Source organism: Kitasatospora sp. NPDC096204 (genome assembly GCF_044763205.1).
GTDB lineage: Bacteria > Actinomycetota > Actinomycetes > Streptomycetales > Streptomycetaceae > Kitasatospora.
The window spans coordinates 21021-40166 of sequence record NZ_JBIWFT010000036.1 but is presented as its reverse complement, the minus strand read 5'-3'; the positions used below and the strand labels follow the sequence as shown (position 1 = coordinate 40166).

17 protein-coding genes are annotated in these 19146 nt (G+C 72.8%); 6 read left to right on the top strand and 11 right to left on the bottom strand.

The genetic code is table 11. The features are described 5' to 3' along the window. Positions 1-29 precede the first annotated feature (29 nt). The gene (locus tag ACIQ87_RS31185) at positions 30-587 is read right to left on the bottom strand and encodes a hypothetical protein (RefSeq protein WP_402413204.1); all 558 of its coding nucleotides are present in this window, start codon (positions 585-587) and stop codon (positions 30-32) included. A 190-nt stretch (positions 588-777) separates the two neighbouring features. Between ACIQ87_RS31185 and ACIQ87_RS31180 the strand changes: the two genes are divergently transcribed. Then, the gene (locus tag ACIQ87_RS31180; RefSeq protein WP_402413201.1) at positions 778-1569 is read left to right on the top strand and encodes a DUF6348 family protein; all 792 of its coding nucleotides are present in this window, start codon (positions 778-780) and stop codon (positions 1567-1569) included. Positions 1570-1626: 57 nt separating this feature from the next. Here ACIQ87_RS31180 and ACIQ87_RS31175 read toward each other — a convergent pair whose 3' ends face one another. From ACIQ87_RS31175 to ACIQ87_RS31160, 4 genes are all read right to left on the bottom strand, one after another. Then, positions 1627-1824: a hypothetical protein gene (locus ACIQ87_RS31175; protein ID WP_359914825.1), complete on the bottom strand. Its 198-nt coding sequence runs from the start codon at positions 1822-1824 to the stop codon at positions 1627-1629. A 478-nt stretch (positions 1825-2302) separates the two neighbouring features. After that, positions 2303-3529, bottom strand: coding sequence for a PP2C family protein-serine/threonine phosphatase (locus tag ACIQ87_RS31170; RefSeq protein WP_402413197.1), 1227 nt, complete (start codon positions 3527-3529; stop codon positions 2303-2305). Between the two features lie 356 nt (positions 3530-3885). Beyond that, positions 3886-4371 carry a ribose-5-phosphate isomerase gene (locus ACIQ87_RS31165; protein WP_359914820.1) on the bottom strand — a complete coding sequence of 162 codons (486 nt, stop codon included), beginning with the start codon at positions 4369-4371 and terminating at the stop codon, positions 3886-3888. Between the two features lie 100 nt (positions 4372-4471). Next, positions 4472-5071, bottom strand: a complete 600-nt coding sequence (locus ACIQ87_RS31160; RefSeq protein WP_402413194.1) for a biotin transporter BioY — start codon at positions 5069-5071, stop codon at positions 4472-4474. Between the two features lie 265 nt (positions 5072-5336). Here ACIQ87_RS31160 and ACIQ87_RS31155 point away from each other — a divergent pair, with 265 nt between their 5' ends. Further along, positions 5337-6764, top strand: a complete 1428-nt coding sequence (locus ACIQ87_RS31155) for an amino acid permease (RefSeq protein ID WP_402413191.1) — start codon at positions 5337-5339, stop codon at positions 6762-6764. Positions 6765-6876: 112 nt separating this feature from the next. On the opposite strand, the gene ACIQ87_RS31150 is transcribed toward ACIQ87_RS31155, so the two are convergent. Then, positions 6877-7509 (bottom strand): disulfide bond formation protein DsbA, encoded by a 633-nt coding sequence (locus ACIQ87_RS31150; protein WP_402413188.1) that lies wholly within the window; start codon positions 7507-7509, stop codon positions 6877-6879. Positions 7510-7735: 226 nt separating this feature from the next. Here ACIQ87_RS31150 and pepN point away from each other — a divergent pair, with 226 nt between their 5' ends. Next, a complete protein-coding gene (gene pepN / locus ACIQ87_RS31145) occupies positions 7736-10327 on the top strand; it encodes an aminopeptidase N (protein ID WP_402413185.1) in 2592 nt (863 codons plus the stop codon). 132 nt (positions 10328-10459) lie between these two features. Here pepN and ACIQ87_RS31140 read toward each other — a convergent pair whose 3' ends face one another. From ACIQ87_RS31140 to ACIQ87_RS31125, 4 genes are all read right to left on the bottom strand, one after another. Next, entirely contained in the window at positions 10460-11767 is a 1308-nt protein-coding gene (locus tag ACIQ87_RS31140; protein ID WP_402413182.1) for a glycoside hydrolase family 18 protein, read from the bottom strand. Between the two features lie 213 nt (positions 11768-11980). Next, positions 11981-14626, bottom strand: coding sequence for an aconitate hydratase AcnA (gene acnA, locus ACIQ87_RS31135; RefSeq protein WP_402413180.1), 2646 nt, complete (start codon positions 14624-14626; stop codon positions 11981-11983). Positions 14627-14809: 183 nt separating this feature from the next. Further along, complete coding sequence (locus ACIQ87_RS31130; protein WP_392884332.1) at positions 14810-14965, bottom strand: hypothetical protein; 156 nt, start codon at positions 14963-14965, stop codon at positions 14810-14812. Further along, on the bottom strand, positions 14962-15822 hold the full coding sequence (locus tag ACIQ87_RS31125; RefSeq protein ID WP_402413176.1) for a hypothetical protein: 861 nt from the start codon (positions 15820-15822) through the stop codon (positions 14962-14964). Before ACIQ87_RS31125 ends, ACIQ87_RS31130 begins: the two co-directional genes overlap by 4 nt. 451 nt (positions 15823-16273) lie before the next feature. Between ACIQ87_RS31125 and ACIQ87_RS31120 the strand changes: the two genes are divergently transcribed. From ACIQ87_RS31120 to ACIQ87_RS31110, 3 genes are all read left to right on the top strand, one after another. After that, positions 16274-16621, top strand: coding sequence for a hypothetical protein (locus ACIQ87_RS31120; protein ID WP_402413174.1), 348 nt, complete (start codon positions 16274-16276; stop codon positions 16619-16621). A 201-nt stretch (positions 16622-16822) separates the two neighbouring features. Beyond that, positions 16823-17230, top strand: a complete 408-nt coding sequence (locus ACIQ87_RS31115; protein WP_402413171.1) for a type II toxin-antitoxin system VapC family toxin — start codon at positions 16823-16825, stop codon at positions 17228-17230. Positions 17231-17326: 96 nt separating this feature from the next. Further along, the gene (locus tag ACIQ87_RS31110) at positions 17327-17860 is read left to right on the top strand and encodes a superoxide dismutase family protein (RefSeq protein WP_402413168.1); all 534 of its coding nucleotides are present in this window, start codon (positions 17327-17329) and stop codon (positions 17858-17860) included. Positions 17861-18013: 153 nt separating this feature from the next. On the opposite strand, the gene argF is transcribed toward ACIQ87_RS31110, so the two are convergent. Next, positions 18014-19015, bottom strand: a complete 1002-nt coding sequence (gene argF, locus ACIQ87_RS31105) for an ornithine carbamoyltransferase (protein ID WP_402413165.1) — start codon at positions 19013-19015, stop codon at positions 18014-18016. Positions 19016-19146: the final 131 nt, after the last annotated feature.

Below are 19146 nucleotides of genomic sequence, written 5' to 3'. Positions count from 1 at the left end.
CCGGCGGGCGTCCGAAGCCCGGAGCGCGTTCAGAGCCCGAGCCGGGCGGCCCGGGCGGCGGCCCGGTCCAGCAGCCGGTGGACGTCGCCCTCCCGGGTGGTGGGGCGGTCGTTGTACTCGTCAGGGGAACGCGCCGGCCGGCCGGTGGCGTGCAGCACCTCCATCAGCTGGACCCGGGCGGTGCGCACGGTGGCCTGGGTGCCGTAGCCGTGCGCCAGGACGGCGGCCTGCGCGCCCAGCAGGCAGACCCGGCCGGCCTCGTCCCACATCGCGCCCTGGAGCCAGCCGTGCGCCCCGATGTAGCGGGAGGCGAGCCTGAGGTGGTCGGCCGCGCTGACCGGGACGGGGCGCGCGGGGCGGCCCAGCGCCCGGTCGAGCAGGGTGGCCCTGGGCTCGGGGTGGCCGGCCTGCCAGGGCCGCGGGGTGCTGCCGTACGGGCAGACGTACGGCACCGGGGTGCGCGCGGGGGCGGGCAGCGAGGCGAGGTAGGCCTCGATCTCGGCGACCAGCCCGGAGCCCGCGGGGCCGGACGGCGCCGGCCCGGGGGCGAGGAGGACGGGTGGCGGCGGGGCGGTGGTGCGGGGCATGCGGGTCCTCCGGGCGGACGGCCTTCAGGTTCCGCTGCCCAAAGTGGGGCATACAGCACATTTCCGCGACCGGAGGACCGCGCGGTCCGCGTGGTTTCCCGGTGGGCTGTCGGGCCGATAGCCTCGGCGCGTTCGAGCGCAGTTCGAGCGCGACCCCAACCGCCGCGCTCCCCGAGGTGGAGGAGTCCCGGTGCGTCCACAGGAGCGACTGGCCGTCATTCAGCGCTGTGTGGTCCGGGAGATGGCGCGACTGGGCCAGGTGTTCCGCCCGGACGGCGAGGTGGTCCGCGGGCCCGGCACCACGGCGGTGGCGGTCCGCGAGCACCCCGGGGACGACGGCGCCGGGCACGTGGACCTCGGCTTCGTGCTGCACCTGGGCCGGGCGGACGCCCCGGTGGTGTGGGACTGCGCGGCCGGCCTCGGCAAGACCGAGGAGGAGAAGCTCGCCAACGCGGTGAAGATGTGGGCGACCACCACCGCGTCGGTGCTGGTCGGGTTCGCGGACGGCCGCGGGGGGCACGCCGACCGTCCGGACCTGCCCGGCCTCCCGGGCTGGCGCGCGGTGCAGGGGCCGGCCGCGGTGTTCGGCTTCGGCAACGAGCACCTGGCGGGCTGGCTGGCCGAGCACCGGGTGCTGCCCGCGCTGGCGCCCGCGCTGCGCGCGGAGTTGACCGGCCCTGGGCCGGTGGGCGTCAAGCTCTTCCTGGGCGGGAAGGCGGGGGACGACGTCGCCGAGGTCCGGGTGGGCGGCGAGGTGTCGGAGGCGGCGTCGGCGGCGCTGCGCGCGCTGGACTGGCCGCGGGGTGAACGGCTGTGCTGGGCGCGGCTGTTCGTCCTGCTGACGGCCGAGTCCACGGCAGCGGGGCAGCACACGTCGGCGGGTGCCGTGACACCCGCACCGATGCGTGTCCCGGCCCCGGCGGCGGCGCGCCCCCGGGGACTGTTCGCCCGCTGGCGGGAAGCCAGACGGGCCGGCCGGTGACGGTGGCTCGCCCGATCGCCTCCGGGCGTGCCGACACCGGTGGTCGGCCCGGCCGGATCAGCCGCCGGTGATGCCGGAGATGCTGTGCGCCAGGTTGGCCAGCAGCGAGTTGATGGAGCCCGCGACCGTGGTCTCGTGCAGCATGAAGCCGAACAGGGCGGCGACGATCGCGTGCGGGATCTTCATCTGCTTGTTGCGGATGAAGATGATGCACAGGATCGCGAACAGGACCAGTGCGGAGACGGAGAGTGCCACCCGGACTCACTTCCTCGTTTTCATAGCGGGGTGCCACCGCCCGGCGGCACCTGCGAAAGCCGGACCCCGGCCTGTCCGACGGTCCCGAGGCGGAATCGCGGACCGTCCGGCACGCCGCCGGCGAGGGAGCCCACAGTCGACCGCTGTCTGTCGTGCCGCACGTGACGCCCCCCATCCCCCGAATCCTGAACAGTCCCGCCCGGACTCAGTGTGGTCGACCGTGCCGATTGCGTAAAGGTCTGAAAGTCAGTCCAACGCCGATATCCTGCGGTGCGAGACGACTTTCCGCCGACCGGGACGATAGCGGAGCCATCCTGACGAATCGTCGGCGGGGCCGGGCTGAGCGGCCGGAAAACGGCCGGGGGCGGGTAGCGGAAGCCACTGGTCCGGTCAGTCGACGGGCCTTCCGATTTGGCTGAAGATCAGCTGCCAGGCTTGACAGCGGCGGGTGCCCTCGCCCTGTGCCCCGTGGCGGGTGTCAGTCCCGCCAGAGCAGCAGCACGGCGCGGTCGTCGTTGATGTCCCGGGCGACCGTCTCGATCAGCGCGGCCGCGGCGCCGGTGCCCGTGCCGGGTCCGGCGCCGGGCACCAGCCGGTCCGCCTCCCCCATCAGCCGGTCCATGCCCTCCGTGAGGTCCCGGCCCGGCGCCTCGACCATGCCGTCGGTGCACAGCATCAGCACGTCGCCGCGGTTCAGCCGGCCGCGCACGCCGTCGAACTTGGCGCCGTCGTAGATCCCGAGCAGCGGGCCCTCGGCCTGCTTGACCTCCCAGCGGCCCTCCCCGGCCAGCCGCTGCATGCCCGGCAGGTGCCCGGCCGAGAGCAGTTCGTACTCCCCGGTGTCCAGGTCCAGCACCAGGTGGACGGCGGTGGCGAAGCCCTCCTCCCAGGACTGGCGCAGCAGGTAGCCGTTGGCGGCGGGCAGGAAGTCGTGCGCGGGCAGCGAGCCGACCAGGCCGCCGAAGGCGCCGGAGAGCAGCAGCGCCCGGGAGCCGGCGTCCATGCCCTTGCCGGAGACGTCCGCGAGGACCACCTCCAGCAGCCGCTGGCCGGGGCCGGTGCGCGCGGCGACCACGAAGTCCCCGGAGAAGGACTGGCCGCCGGCCGGGCGCAGCGCCATGTCCGCGTGCCAGCCGTCCGGCAGCTCGGGCACCCGGCTCTGCACCCGCAGCCGCTCGCGCAGGTCGAACAGCATGGTGGAGCCGCCCCACCAGGGCACGCCGACCCGGGCCCGGAACTGGGCGAGCAGCAGGCCGCCCACCCCGGCGGCGCCGACCACCAGGGCCGCGCCCGGGGTCACGCCGTAGAGGTAGGCCTCGGGGTTGTCGCTGGCGACCCGCTGGCCGGTGTGGATCACGGACTCGGAGGAGAGGCCGAGCGCGGCCAGCGCGTAGAGCACGACCAGGCTGCCGGGGCGCAGCAGCAGTGCGCCGGCCAGGATCGGCAGGACCAGGGAGGTGGGCGGGGCCCAGTCGGGCATCCAGATGTTGAGCAGGATCAGCAGCGGTACGAGCAGGGCGAGCGCGCAGAGCACCGGCCAGTCGGCGGCGCCGCCGCGGAAGTAGTCCACACCGGCTGTGCGCAGCCTTCGGCGGACCCGGCGGACCCTCTTGCGCAACCGGGCCGTCACGGACTCGGACGCCGGGGCGGCGCCGGGCCTCGTCGCAGTCGTCTGGGGCGGTGTGCCCGGCGCTCTGCCAGCCATGGGGCACGACCCTATCCACGGGCACCGCCCGGCGTCGACGGGCCGGGGGCGGGCACGGGTGCCGGAGCGCGGGGCGCCCAGTGGGTTTCGGCCGATCGGCGGGGTTGCGGGCGCGCCGTCAGGAGGCGTACGCGGGTTGGGCGTACGAACCGCGCGGGCGGCGCGTGCGCCCCGCGTGCGGGGGTGTCGGCGAGCGGTGGCCTGTGGCCGATCCCACAGGCGGCGCGGGGTCGTCCCGGGCGCGTCACGCGGTTTCCGGGGGCGCCCGTCCCGCGGTTTCCGGGGTGTCCGCAGACGGCGGCGGCCGGTCGCACGGGAGCGTGCGGCCGGCCGTCCGGGGAGGGTGGGTGGTGGGATCAGCCCTGGGGGTGGTGGGCCGGGATCGGCGGGAGCTCGCCGGTGGTCTCGTACTCGCTCAGCATCTCGATCCGGCGGGTGTGCCGGGGCTCGCCGCTGTACGGGGTCTTGAGGAAGACCTCGACGAACTCGGTGGCCTCCTCCTGGGTGTGCATGCGGCCGCCGATGGAGATCACGTTGGCGTTGTTGTGCTGACGGCCGAGCTCGGCGGTCTGCACGCTCCAGGCCAGCGCGGCCCGGACGCCCTTGACCTTGTTGGCGGCGATCGCCTCGCCGTTGCCCGAGCCGCCGATCACGATGCCCAGGGCGTCCTCGTCGGCGGCGGTGCGCTCGGCGGCACGCAGGCAGAACGGCGGGTAGTCGTCCTCGGCGTCGTAGATGTGCGGCCCGCAGTCGACCGGCTCGTGGCCGGCCCCCTTGAGCCACTCCACGAGGTGGTTCTTCAGTTCGTATCCGGCATGGTCGGAGCCCAGGTACACGCGCATGCCATGAGTGTGGCATGCGGGTGCGCCCGGGCCCGACCACGGGTGGGCCGACCGGGGTGGCCGGTGGAGCCGGCCGGTGGGTCGGCGCGGGCCGGGCGGGTCAGCGCCGGCCGACCAGCTTCCAGGCCAGCGGCAGGGCGCCGGCGGCGAGGGCGGCCTTGAGGGCGTCGCCGACCAGGTACGGGTAGAGGCCGAGCTCGGCGGCCCGGGCGAGCGGCACGTGCAGCGACAGGGCGAGGTACGGGACGCCGACCGCGTAGATGGCGAGGCTGCCGAGGACCATGGTGACCGCGGTGTTGACCGGGGTGCGGTCGGCGCCGCGGCGGGCCAGCGCGCCGGTCAGGGCGGCGGCCAGGACGAAGCCGAGCACGTAGCCGAAGGAGGCCGTCGCCCAGCCGGAGGTGCCCTCGGCGAACCAGGGCAGGCCCGCCATGCCGGCCAGCAGGTACAGCACGAGCGAGGCGACGCCGCGGCGGGCGCCGAGCGCGGTGCCGACCAGCAGGGCGGCGAAGGTCTGGCCGGTGACCGGCACCGGCGAGCCGGGGACGTTCACCGACAGCTGGGCTGCCACGCCGGTCAGCGCGGCGCCGCCGACCACCAGGGCCAGGTCGCGGGCCTGGGCGCCGAGCCGGGTGGAGGCGGCGGGCAGCAGGTCGGCGAGGACGGCGCGGCGCGGTATCGGGGTGGTGGCAGTGGCCATCGGGGCTCCTCCGTGAGGTCCAGGTGAGTGAACACCTGTGAACCTACGCGGTGATCCACTGCGCGAACGGCACGGTTTCGGACAAACCCGGGCCGTCGGGTGTTGTCGGAACCGGCCCCGGACGACTCCTGGTCACAACATGATCACGTTAGGTTTCGACATGGTCCGCATCGTGAGCCCGAAGCGATCATCTTTGGCATGGACAGGGGCGCCGCCGGATATTGGACAGCTCATGTCGCATACCGCACAGTCTGGAACCACCCCTATGGCCCCCACCTCCGCCCCTACGGCGACCGGGACCCCCGCCGGCATCCGCCCGGCCGCCGACCCGGCGTCTGGTGGCCAGCAGCTCACCCACGGGCTGAAGCAGCGCCACCTGTCCATGATCGCCCTCGGCGGCGTGATCGGCGCCGGCCTCTTCGTCGGCTCCGGCGCCGGCATCGCGGCCGCCGGCCCGGCGATCATCCTGGCGTTCGTGCTCTCCGGCCTCCTGGTCATGCTGATCATGAGAATGCTCGGTGAGATGTCCGCCGCCCGCCCGGCCTCCGGATCGTTCTCGGTGCACGCCGAGAAGGAGATCGGCCCCTGGGCCGGGATCACGGCCGGCTGGATGTACTGGGTGATGCTCTGCTGCGGCGTGGCCGCCGAGGCCACCGCCGCCGGGAAGATCGTCAACGGCTGGATACCCGGCGTCTCCGCCTGGGTCTGGGTCGCCCTGTTCATGGTGTTCTTCTGTGCCAGCAACCTCACCGCGGTGAAGAACTTCGGCGAGTTCGAGTTCTGGTTCGCCGCGATCAAGGTCGCCGCCATCGTCACCTTCCTGGTCCTCGGCGGGCTCGGCATCGCCGGCGTGATCGGCCCCGGCGCCCCCGGCACCGCGAACCTCACCGGCCACGGCGGCTTCCTGCCCAACGGCATGGACGGACTGATCGTCGGCCTGCTCGCCTCGGTCTTCGCGTACGGCGGTCTGGAGACCGTCACCATCGCCGCCGCCGAGTCCGACGACCCCAAGAAGAACGTCGCCAACGCCGTGCGCACCGCGGTGTGGCGGATCGGGATCTTCTACATCGGCTCGATGGCCCTGGTCGTCACCCTGGTCTCCTGGCAGGACCCGAAGGTCGTCTCCGACGGCCCGTACGTCACCGTGCTGAGCCACCTCGGGGTGCCCGCCGCCGGGACGATCATGCAGGTGGTGGTGCTGGTCGCGCTGCTGTCCGCGATGAACGCCAACATCTACGGCGCCTCCCGGATGGCGTACTCGCTGGTCGGCCGCGGCCAGGGCCCCAAGTCGCTGGCCAAGGTCAGCGGCGGGGTGCCGCGCAGAGCCGTACTGGTCTCCTGCCTGTTCGGCTTCGGCGCCGTGCTGGCCGCCAAGTTCTGGCCGGACACCGTGTTCACCTGGCTGATGAACACCACCGGTGTGGCGATCCTGGTGGTCTGGCTGTTCATCTGCGTGGTCCAGCTGCGGATGCGCCGCCGGCTGCAGCGCGAGGCGCCCGAGCTGCTCACCGTGAAGATGTGGGGCTACCCGTACCTGACCTGGATCGCGATGGCCGCGGTGGTCGGCATCCTCGCCCTGATGACCACCACCGAGGGCAACCGCGACCAGCTGTACGCGGCCGGCGTGCTGGTCGCCGGACTCGCCGTCGCCGGGCTGCTCAAGCAGCGCCGGGACGCCGCCGCCCTGCGCTGACCCACCCGGACGCGCAAACGGCGAGGGCCCGGTACCGAGGGGTACCGGGCCCTGCCGCGTCCTACGCCGCGCTCACGCGTTCCGCGCGGTGCTCACGCGTTCCGTGCCGTGCTCACTCGAAGGAGGGGCCGGCCGTCCGGGTGCGCTTGATCTCGTAGAAGCCCGGGGTGGAGGCCACCAGCAGGGTGCCGTCCCACAGCCGGGCCGCGGCCTCGCCCTTCGGGGCGGGGGTGACCACCGGGCCGAAGAAGGCCACCCGCTCGCCGTCCGCGCCCTCGACCGCGATCACCGGGGTGCCGACGTCCTCGCCGACCAGGCCGATGCCCTCCTTGTGCGAGGCGCGCAGGGCCTCGTCGTACGCGTCGGTGCCGGCCGCGTCGGCCAGCTCGACCGGCAGGCCCGCGGCCACCAGGGCGGCCTCGATGGTCTCCCGGTTCTGCGGCAGGCCCTGGTTGTGGAAGCGCAGGCCCAGCTCGGTGTAGAGCCGGCCGAGGACCTCGGGGCCGTGCTGCTGCTCGGCGGCGATGCAGACCCGCACCGCGCCCCAGGCGTTGTCCAGCAGCTCCCGGTAGCTCTCCGGGAGGTCCCGGTGCTCGTTGAGCACCGAAAGGCTCATCACGTGCCAGTGCACGTCGACCGGACGCAGCTGCTGGACCTCGATCAGCCAGCGGGAGGTCATCCACGCCCACGGGCAGGCCGGGTCGAACCAGAAGTCGGCGGTCTTGCGCTCAGCGGCAGTCGTCACTGCGTGTCGTCCTTCGTGAGGTGGTCCGAGGCAGGGAGGGGTTCCGTCCCCGGAACGCCAACACCCGCCCGACGCCGGTGATTCCGGTGCGAACGCGGCGGTCTGTGCAATGGTACTGACGGCGTGGGCCGTGAAAGGATGGCCCCGCGCGCGGAGCACACCCCGCGCCGAGACCGCACCACCCCACAGGCGCACCACCGTGCGAGCCGGACAAAGGAGTACCGCCGTGCCGGGCAAGAACCTCAGCCGCGACGAGGCGCAGCAGCGGGCCAGCATCCTGGCCGTGGACGGCTACCAGGTCCGGCTGGACGTGACCTCGGCCCCGGACCAGGCGGCCGGCACCTTCCGGTCCACCACGACCGTCACCTTCCGCTGCTCCCAGCCCGGTGCGGACACCTTCCTCGACCTGCTCGCCCCCGCCGTCCGCTCGGTCACCCTCAACGGCCGCGCCCTCGACCCGGCCACCGCCTACGACGGCGCCCGGGTGCACGTCGACGGCCTGGCCGCCGAGAACGTGCTGACCGTCGAGGCGGACTGCGCCTACAGCCGCACCGGCGAGGGCCTGCACCGCTTCGTCGACCCGGTGGACGGCGAGACCTACCTCTACACCCACTACGAGCCGGCCGACGCCCGCCGGGTGTTCGCGAACTTCGAGCAGCCCGACCTGAAGGCCCCGTGCACCTTCACCGTGACCGCCCCCGCGGCCTGGGACGTGTGGTCCAACGCCGCCCACGAGAAGGTCGGCGCCGAAGGCGACGCCCGTACCTGGGAGTTCGCGCCGACCAAGCCGATCTCCACCTACCTCACCGCCGTCGTGGCCGGCCCGTACCACGTCGCCCGCGACCACTACCGCCGCGAGCTGGCCGACGGCACCGCGCTGGAGATCCCGCTCTCCGCGATGTGCCGCAAGTCGCTGGCCCCGTACTTCGACGCGGACGAGATCCTCGGCGTCACCAAGCTCGGACTCGACTTCTTCCACGAGGAGTTCGACTACCCGTACCCCTTCGGCAAGTACGACCAGGCCTTCGTCCCCGAGTACAACATCGGCGCGATGGAGAACCCCGGCTGCGTCACCTTCCGTGAGGAGTTCGTCTTCCGCTCGAAGGTCACCGACGCCGCGTACGAGGGCCGGGCCAACGTCATCCTGCACGAGATGGCGCACATGTGGTTCGGCGACCTGGTCACCATGCGCTGGTGGGACGACCTGTGGCTGAAGGAGTCGTTCGCCGACTTCATGGGCTCCTACGGCCTGATCGGCGCCCGCACCCGGTACTCCTCGGCCTGGGTCACCTTCGCCAACCAGCGCAAGGCCTGGGCCTACCGGCAGGACCAGTTCCCCACCACCCACCCGATCACCGCGGACATCCGGGACCTCGAGGACGCCAAGCTCAACTTCGACGGGATCACCTACGCCAAGGGCGCCTCCGTCCTCAAGCAGCTGGTGGCGTACGTCGGCTCGGAGGCCTTCTTCGAGGGCGCCCGCCGCTACTTCAAGCGCCACGCCTTCGGCAACACCGAGCTGGGCGACCTGCTGGAGGTGCTGGAGGAGACCAGCGGCCGCGACCTCAAGGCCTGGGCCGCCGCCTGGCTCCAGACCTCCGGGGTCAACGCGCTCACCCCGCAGGTCACCACCGACGCCGAGGGCCGGATCACCGAGCTGGCCGTGCTCCAGGACGGCACCGCGGACGATTCCGCGACTCCGTCGCGTGGCCTCCGCCCGCACCGGATCGCGGTCGGCCTGTACGACCGGGACGCCGGCGGCGCCCTGGTGCGCACCGGCCGGATCGAGCTGGACGTCACCGGTGCCCGGACCGTCGTCGCCGAGGCCGTCGGGCTGGCCCGCCCGGCGCTGGTGCTGCTCAACGACGACGACCTGACCTACTGCAAGATCCGCTTCGACGAGGAGTCGCTGGAGGCCCTGCGCACCGGCCTCGGCGACATCCGCGACGAGCTGGCCCGCGCGCTGACCTGGTCCGCGGTCTGGAACCTCACCCGGGACGGCCTGATGCCGGCCCGCGACTACGTCGCCCTGGTGCTGCGGTTCGCCGGCCAGGAGGGCAACATCGGCGTGCTCCAGTCGCTGCACGCCCAGGCCAAGACCGCCGTCGACCTGTACGCCGACCCGGCCTGGCGCGGCGAGGGCGGCCGGCTGCTCGCCGACGGCGCCCTGCGCGAGCTGCGCGACGCCGTCCCCGGCAGCGACCACCAGCTGGCCTGGGCCCGCTTCCTCGCCCAGACCGCGGGCGGCGCCGAGCACCTCGGCCTGGTCCGCGGGCTGCTGTCCGGCAGCGCCCGGATCGACGGCCTGGAGGTCGACCAGGACCTGCGCTGGTCGCTGTGGCTGGCGCTCGCCGCGTCCGGCCAGGCCACCGACGAGGAGCTGGCCGCCGAGCTGGCCGCCGACAACACCGCGAGTGGCAAGCGGCACCACACCCAGTGCCTGGCCGCCCGGCCCACCGCGGAGGCCAAGGCCGCCGCCTGGTCGGCCGTGATCGACTCGGACGAGCTGCCGAGCGCCCTGGTCGAGGCCAACACCGCGGGCTTCTCGATCCCCTCCCAGCGCGACCTGAGCGCCCTCTACGCGGCGCCGTACTTCAAGCTGCTGGAGCGGGTCTGGGCCGAGCGGACCATCGAGATCGCGATGCGGATCGTCGGTGGCTTCTTCCCGATCGCCCAGACCGACGAGCAGACCCTGGCCGAGGCCGACGCCTGGCTGGCCGGGCACCCGCAGGCCGCGCCGGCGCTGCGCCGCCTGGTGCTGGAGCGCCGGGACGACCTGGCCCGCGCGCTGCGGGCGCAGGCCTGCGACCGGGCCTGACGGGCAGCGCGCACCGCGACGGCCGCGGGCCGCGCCGGCCGTACGCCGCCGAGACCGGGCCGCCGAGACCGAGGGCCCCGGCCGCTCCCCGGATTCCGGGAGCGGCCGGGGCCCTCGGCCGTGGGAGGCCGGTCAGTCGCGGCGCAGGCCGCGGTCCAGCGCGGCGATCGCGCTGCCCTGGGCGTCGTCGCCGTCCAGCGACCAGACCATCACCCCGGCCAGGTCGTTCCAGCGCGTGTACCGCGCCTTCTGGGTGAGCACGTCGGCGGTGTCGTAGCTGTAGAAGGTGGTGCCGTCGTACTTCCAGGACGCGCCGTGGTCGCGGTCCAGGTAGGCCTTGCCCGGCAGCTCGTTGATCTCCCGGTAGGAGCGGTCGGGCGCGGACGCGGTGGCGCTCTGGAAGAGGCCGCCGCGCTTGCCGGGGGCGACGCCGGTCCAGCCGTGGCCGTACAGCGGGGCGCCGAGGACGAGTTGCTCGGAGGGCATCCCGCGCTCCTGGTAGTGGGTCACGGCGGTGTCGGCGCTGCGCTGCCGCGGGTCCGGGTCGGTCGGGTCGGAGTACAGGTTGGCCTGGTGGTTGGCCGGGCCCTTGCCCTCCCAGGGGCCGTGCAGGTCGTAGGTCATCACGTTCAGCCAGTCCATCGACTCGCTCAGCTGCGGCAGTTCGAGCCGGTCGGCGACGGTCTCGTTGGCGGCCACGGCGGCGGTCAGCAGGTAGTGCTTGCCCTTCCTGCCGCTCAGCGCGTCCAGCTGGTCGCGGAACTCCCGCATCAGCAGCGTGAAGTTGTGCCCGTCCTCGGGGCGGACCACGTTGCCCGCGTCCCCGCCGCCGCCCGGGTACTCCCAGTCGATGTCGATGCCGTCGAAGACGCCCGCGGCCGCGCCCCGGCCGCCCTCCGGGGAGTCCGCCAGGACCGGCAGGTCGCCCTTGAGGTAGAGGTCGATGCAGGAGGAGACGAACTTCCTGCGGGACTCCTCGGTGGCGGCCGCGTCGGAGAAGTACTTGGACCAGGTCCAGCCGCCCAGCGAGATGACCGTGCGCAGCTGGGGGTTCTTCGCCTTGAGCTTGCGCAGCTGGTTGAAGTGGCCCTTCAGCGGCTGGCCCGGGGCGTCGGCCACGCCGTCCACCGACTCGGCGGCGGAGAAGGAGCGCTGGTAGTCGTCCCGGGCGTCGCCCTGGCCGGGCTCGTTGCTCTCGAAGCAGGTGCCGTCGGCGGAGACGTTGCCGAAGGCGTAGTTGATGACGGTGAGCCTGGCCGCCTGGCCGGACTCCTGGACCCGCTTGGCGGAGCTGTCGGTGCCCCACTGGGTGAAGTAGCCGACCCGTTGGCCCTTCAGCTTCGGGCCGTGCCGTCCGTCGGCGGCGTTGGCGGTGGCGGGGGCGGCGAGCAGCGCGGCGACGGTGGCGGCGGCGAGCAGGGCTGAGGCGCGAGTGGGCATACCGGACCTGTTCTCTGAAGCGACGTCAAATGGTCTGGACCAGATGGCACAGAGGTTTAGTCCATCCGCCGTTCACCGCACAAGGGGTCGGCGGCAACCGGCGCAGTATGCAAAAGCCCGGGGCAGCATGCAGAAGCCCGGCGCGGCATGCAGAAGCGGAGAGGGGCCGGACCGCGAAGTGCGGTCCGGCCCCTCTCAGGCCTGTGCCGGGACTCAGCCGATCAGCGAGCGCAGCACGTACTGCAGGATGCCGCCGTTGCGGTAGTAGTCCGCCTCACCGGGGGTGTCGATGCGGACGACCGCGTCGAACTCCTTGTCACCGGCCTTGACCTTGACGGTCTTCGGGGTGCGGCCCTCGTTGAGCTCGGTCACGCCGGTGATGGAGAAGGTCTCCTCGCCGGTCAGGCCGAGGGACTCGGCGTTCTCGCCCTCCGGGAACTGCAGCGGCAGGACGCCCATGCCGATCAGGTTCGAGCGGTGGATGCGCTCGTACGACTCGGCGATGACGGCCTTGACGCCCAGCAGCGCGGTGCCCTTGGCGGCCCAGTCGCGGGACGAGCCGGAGCCGTACTCCTTGCCGGCCAGGACGACCAGCGGGATGCCGGCGGCCTGGTAGTTCTGCGAGGCGTCGTAGATGAACGACACCGGCGCGTCGGCCTGGGTGAAGTCGCGGGTGTAGCCGCCCTCGGTGCCCGGCGCGATCTGGTTGCGCAGGCGGATGTTGGCGAAGGTGCCGCGGATCATCACCTCGTGGTTGCCACGACGGGAACCGTAGGAGTTGAAGTCGCGCTTCTCGACACCGTTGGCGGTCAGGTACTGCGCCGCCGGGGTGCCCGGCTTGATGTTGCCGGCCGGGGAGATGTGGTCGGTGGTGACCGAGTCGCCCAGCTTGGCCAGGACACGGGCGCCGGCGATGTCGGTCACCGGGCTCGGGGTCTTGGCCATGCCCTCGAAGTACGGGGGCTTGCGGACGTAGGTGGACTCGGCGTCCCACTCGAAGGTGTTGCCGGTCGGGACCGGGAGCGACTGCCAGCGGTGGTCACCGGCGAAGACGTCCTGGTAGCCCTTGTCGAACATGGCCTCGTCGATGGAGCCGGCGACGACGTCGGCGACCTCCTGCTCCGACGGCCAGATGTCGGCGAGGAAGACGTCGTTGCCGTCGGCGTCCTGGCCCAGGGCGTCCTTGGTGATGTCGACGTTCATGTTGCCGGCGAGGGCGTAGGCGACCACCAGCGGCGGGGAGGCCAGGTAGTTCATCTTGACGTCGGGGTTGATCCGGCCCTCGAAGTTGCGGTTGCCGGAGAGCACCGAGACGACCGCGAGGTCGGACTCGTTGACGGCGGCCGAGACCTCCTCGGGCAGCGGGCCCGAGTTGCCGATGCAGGTGACGCAGCCGTAGCCGACCAGGTTGAAGCCCAGCTTCTCCATGTACGGGAGCAGGCCGGCCTTCTCGTAGTAGTCCATGACGACCTTGGAGCCGGGCGCCAGGGTGGTCTTGACCCAGGGCTTGACGCGCAGGCCCTTCTCCACGGCCTTCTTCGCCAGCAGGGCGGCGCCCAGCATGACGGAGGGGTTGGAGGTGTTGGTGCAGGAGGTGATCGAGGCGATCACGACCGCGCCGTTGTCGATCTCGTAGGCCGAGCCGTCGGGGGCGGTGACGGCGGTCGGCTTCGAGGCCTCGGCGGAGTAGGTCGGCAGCGCCTCGGCGAACCTCTCGGCGGCCTCGGCCAGGATCACGCGGTCCTGCGGGCGCTTCGGGCCGGAGATCGACGGGACGACGGTGGAGACGTCCAGCTCCAGGTACTCGGAGTAGACCGGCTCGTGCGCCGGGTTGTGCCAGAGACCCTGCTCCTTGGCGTACGCCTCGACCAGGGCGAGCTGCTGCGCGTCACGGCCGGTGAGCTTCAGGTAGTTGATGGTCTCGGCGTCGATCGGGAAGATCGCGCAGGTCGAGCCGAACTCCGGCGACATGTTGCCGATGGTGGCGCGGTTGGCCAGCGGGATGGAGCCGATGCCGTCGCCGTAGAACTCGACGAACTTGCCGACCACACCGTGCTTGCGCAGCATCTCGGTGATGGTGAGCACCAGGTCGGTGGCGGTGGTGCCGGCCGGCAGCTCGCCGGTCAGCTTGAAGCCGACGACGCGCGGGATCAGCATGGAGACCGGCTGGCCGAGCATGGCGGCCTCGGCCTCGATGCCGCCGACGCCCCAGCCCAGCACGCCCAGGCCGTTGACCATGGTGGTGTGCGAGTCGGTGCCGACGCAGGTGTCCGGGTAGGCCTGGCCGTTGCGGACCATGACGGTGCGGGCCAGGTGCTCGATGTTCACCTGGTGGACGATGCCGGTGCCCGGCGGGACGACCTTGAACTCGTCGAAGGCGGTCTGGCCCCAGCGCAGGAACTGGTAGCGCTCCTTGTTGCGGCCGTACTCGATCTCGACGTTCTGGGTGAACGCGTCCTTGGTGCCGAACTTGTCGGCGATGACCGAGTGGTCGATGACCAGCTCGGCCGGGGCCAGCGGGTTGATCTTCGCCGGGTCGCCGCCCAGCTCCTTGACGGCCTCACGCATGGTGGCGAGGTCGACCACGCACGGCACGCCGGTGAAGTCCTGCATGATCACGCGGGCCGGGGTGAACTGGATCTCCTGGCTCGGCTGGGCGTTCTCGTCCCAGTTGCCGAGGGCGCGGATGTGGTCGGCGGTGATGTTCGCGCCGTCCTCCGTGCGGAGCAGGTTCTCCAGCAGCACCTTGAGGCTGTACGGCAGCCGCTCGGAACCCTCGACGGCGGAGAGCTTGAAGATCTCGTACGACTCGTCGCCCACCTGCAGCGAGCTGCGGGCGTCGAAGCTGTTCGCGGACACGACTGACTCCTTCTGGGTGCTTCGTGCGATATCCGGCCGTCACACGGTGGTAAGGTCAGCCTTACTTAGGCCTACCTTGCCCGCATCGCCGGCGAGCGCCTCTCGGCAAGTATCTTGATGTCGAGATATATCGTAAGGGGCAGTTATCTCGATGTCGAGATAAACCATAGTGCATGCCGTGACTCACCGGTCGTCCGGGCCGCGCCGCTTGCGCTCCAGCCTGATCAGCCAGACCGCACCCGCCACGACGGCGGCCGCCATCAGCAGCACCACCACAAGCTCACCACCGGATCCGCCGGTCGGCGAGGGGGCGATGTCGGCCAGCAGGGTCGTCGTCACTCTTCGTCCTCCGTTCGCGCCCGGTTCGCTCCCAGGCCCAGAACCAGCATCAACAGCACCGGGAACTCCAGGTACGCGTGGTAACTCGCCAACGCCGCGTACACCGACCGGCCCTGGGCGTAATCCACGGCGAACAACAGGGCCAGCAGCACACCCGCTCCCGCACCCAGCCCCCAGGCCCGCACCCCGCGCAGCCCCGGCACCCGGGCGTCGAAGCGCTCCGCCGCCTCCGGCGCGTAGCGGGGCAGGAACCAGACCCAGACCACGTAGTGCATCGTCTGCAGGAACGCGAACACCGCCAGGAAACGCAGCCCCACCTGCGGCGTCAGCCAGCCGGGCGGGGTGTAGGCGGCGGCCAGCCGGTCCGTCCAGCCGCCGGGGCGCTGCGTCAGCGGGCCGTCCAGCAGACCGCTCAACAACAGCGCCGGAACCAGCAGCACCCAGGCCGACTGCAGCGCCAGGAACGCCGCACGGCCCCGCGCCAGCCGGCGCGACCACTCGGCCAGGAACAGCAGCGGCACCACGTTGTGCAGGTGCGCCAGCACCACGAAGTGGTATCCGGGGAAGGCCAGCGAGGCCGCCCCCGCCGCCGCCAGCAGCACCGCGCCCACCGCCGACAGCCGCCGGCGGCCGCGCAGCCCGTACCGGCAGGCCGCCGCCAGCAGGCCGTACGCCAGCAGGATCTCCGCCGACTGGGCGACCCGGGAGGGTGGCAGCAGGCGGCACAGCACGATGCCGGTCACCAGGACCAGCAGCAGCCGCAGCAGCGGGCCGGCCAGGACGGCCGCGAAACGGCCGGCCACGTAGCGCAGCTCCAGCACGTTGTGCAGCAGGCCGAAGGCGGCCAGACCCAGCACCGCCAGGCCGGTCGGCGCCCGCAGGGCCAGCGCCAGGGCGAGGACGGCCGACAGGGCGAAGCCCGCGAACGGCGCGGCGCCCAGCCGGGCGGCCGGGCCGGGTGCGGGCCAGGCGGTGGCCGCGGGGGCGGGTGGGGCCGCGGGGGCGGGTGCCGTCGTGGATGGGGCCGCGGGGGCGGGTGGGGCCGCGGGGGCGGGTGGGGCCGCGGGGGCGGGTGCCGTCGTGGATGGGGCCGCGGGGGCGGGTGGGGCCGCGGGGGCGGGTGCCGTCGTGGATGGGGCCGCGGGGGCGGGTGCCGTCGTGGATGGGGCCGCGGGGGCGGGTGCCGTCGTGGATGGGGCCGTGGAGGCGGGTGCCGTCGTGGATGGAGCCGCGGGGGCGGGTGCCGTCGTGGATGCGCCCGTGCTCGTCGTCGCCATGTCCCCCCCTTTCCATGGCACGATCCCCGCCGTGCGCTACCCGGTGGCCCTCGCCCTCACCCTGCTGACCGAGACGCCCGTCTACACCGCCGCCCTGGTACGGGTGGGGCGGGCCCGTCCCGGCCGGGCGGCCGTGGCCGCCGTCCTGGTCAACCTGGTGACGCACCCACTGCTCTGGTGGACCCTGCGGCACTGGACCGACGGACCGGCGGCAGCGTACTGGACGGGCTTCGTGCTCGGCGAGGGGGCGGTCTGCGCGACCGAGGCGCTGCTGCTGTGCCCGCTCGCCGGGCTGCGCCCGCGCGACCCGCTGCCCTGGCTCGCCGCCGGCACCGCCAACGCCGCCTCCCTGCTGGCCGGGCTGCTGATCGGGATCTGAGCGCCACCCGTCCCCCGGCCGCAACGTGGCCGCCGGGCCCGGGCGTCCGACCATTCGCGGCGGGCGGAGCCCGCCACGACGGGGTGCGACCGGGAACATCCCGTCCGCCCCGGGCACCCCCGAGCCCGGCTCCGCCGGACGAGGGCCGCCCCGGTACCGTGGCCGGTGAGTTGACGTGCGGGAACGGGCAGGGGCCGACTGATGATCGTGGTGGACGCATCCGCGCTGGTGCTGGCGCTCGCCGACCAGGGCCCGCGCGGGGTCAGGGCCCGCGCGGAACTCGCCTCCGGCGGCGAGTGGGTGGCGCCCGAGCACGTCGTCGTCGAGGTGATGCAGTCGCTGCGCGGGCTCTACCTGGCCAAGGAGCTGACCGCCGAGCGGGTCGCCGAACTCACCGGGGAACTCGCGGCGGTGACGATCCGCAAGGTCGAGGTGGCGCCGCTGCTCGGCCGGATCTGGGAGCTCAAGGACAACCTGACCCCGGACGACGCCGCGTACGTCGCGGTCGCCGAGCGGTACGGGGTGCCGCTGGTCACCGCCGACCTTCGGCTGATGCGGGCCAGCGGGCCGCGCTGCGAGATCCGGGGGATCCGGCGGGACGCGGACTGAGGGCGTCGCCGGCGAGGGAGGGGCCGGGGGTGTCCTGGGAGCCCCGGCCGCGTTAGCAGGGCGACCGTCGCCCCGCCCCCGGAAGGCCCCGCCCCGATGACCGCTCCGCTCGCCGCCGCCCTGCTGCCGCTGGCCCTGCTCGCCCCCGCCGCCTCGCCGGTCTCCGTCACCGAGGCCGCCTTCGACCCGGCCACCGCCTTCGTCCCGCCCGCCGCGATCAGCTACGCGAGCGACCTGGTGCCGTACGGCTCGCACGCCCGGATCGTCACCGACCGCTCGCTGCCCGGGCGGACGGTACTGACCCTGACGGTCTCGGGGCTCGCCCCCGACCACGAGTTCCCGGCGCACCTCCACACCGGCGACTGCGGGGTCGACCCGGCCTCCTCCGGCCCGCACTACCAGAACGTGGTCGACCCGGTGCGGCCGTCCACCGACCCGGTGTACGCCAACGAGGGCAACGAGCTGCGGCTGGTGCTGCGCACCGACCGGCAGGGCGCGGGCAGCGCCGCCACCGCGGTGGCCTGGCAGCCGCGGCCGGGCGAGGCGCGCTCGCTGGTGCTGCACGCGGGCACCCCGGCCGGCCGGCACGCGGCGGGTGACCGGGCGGCCTGCGTCAGGCTGGACGGCTGAGGCCGGCGCCGCCGCGCGGAGCCGCCCGTGGCCCGGGAGCCGTTCGGGCCCGGGAGCCCGTTGGCCCGGGAGCTGGTCGAGCCCGGGGAGTCCTCGCCCCTCGGTCAGGAATCGGAGGCCCGGTGTCAGGCGTCAGGCGTCAGTAATCAGTAGTCAGGAGCCGAGGGTGGCGACCAGCACCGCCTTGATGGTGTGCAGCCGGTTCTCGGCCTGGTCGAACACGATGGAGTGCGCCGACTCGAACAGTTCGTCGGTGCACTCCAGCTCGCTCATGCCGGTCGCCTCGTGCATCTGCCGCCCGACCACCGTGCCGAGGTCGTGGAAGGCGGGCAGGCAGTGCAGGAACTTCACGTCCGGGTTGCCGGTGGCCCGGACGGTGTCCATGGAGACCTGGTACGGCTTGAGCAGCTCGATCCGCTCGGCCCAGACCTCCTTGGGCTCGCCCATCGAGACCCAGACGTCGGTGTAGAGGAAGTCGGCGCCGGCGACGCCCTCGGCCACGTCCTCGGTGAGGGTGATCCTGGCCCCGGTCGTCTCGGCCAGGTCCCGCGCCGACTTCTGCACCTCCTCGGTCGGCCAGAGCGCGCGCGGGGCGACGATCCGGATGTCCATGCCGAGCATGGCGCCGGTGACCAGCAGCGAGTTGCCCATGTTGGAGCGGGCGTCGCCGAGGTAGGCGAGGGCGACCTCGGAAAGCGGCTTGGGCGTGTGCTCGGTGACGGTGAGCACGTCGGCCAGCATCTGGGTGGGGTGCCACTCGTCGGTCAGGCCGTTCCAGACCGGGACGCCGGCGTACTCGGCCAGTTCCTCGACGATCTCCTGGCCGTGGCCGCGGTACTCGATGCCGTCGAACATCCGGCCGAGCACCCGGGCGGAGTCCTTGATGGACTCCTTGTGGCCGATCTGGGAGCCCGTCGGGTCCAGGTAGGTGGTGGTGGCGCCCTGGTCGTGGGCCGCGACCTCGAAGGCGCAGCGGGTGCGGGTGGAGGTCTTCTCGAAGATCAGCGCGATGTTCTTGCCGCGCAGTCTGGGCTGCTCGGTGCCCGCGTACTTCGCCGCCTTGAGCGTGGCGGCGAGGTCCACCAGGAAGCGGAACTCCTGGGGCGTGAAGTCGAGCTCCTTGAGGAAGTGCCTGTTCCGGAGGTTGAAGGCCATGCCGGGCTCCTGGGGTGACGGGACTGAAGGAAGCGGCAAGTCTATACGATACTCGGAATTTCTATACAGAGGCCAGGCCGGGACAGGACTCAGGAGGGGGTTCCGGGGAAGCCCACGAAGAGCCTGCGGAC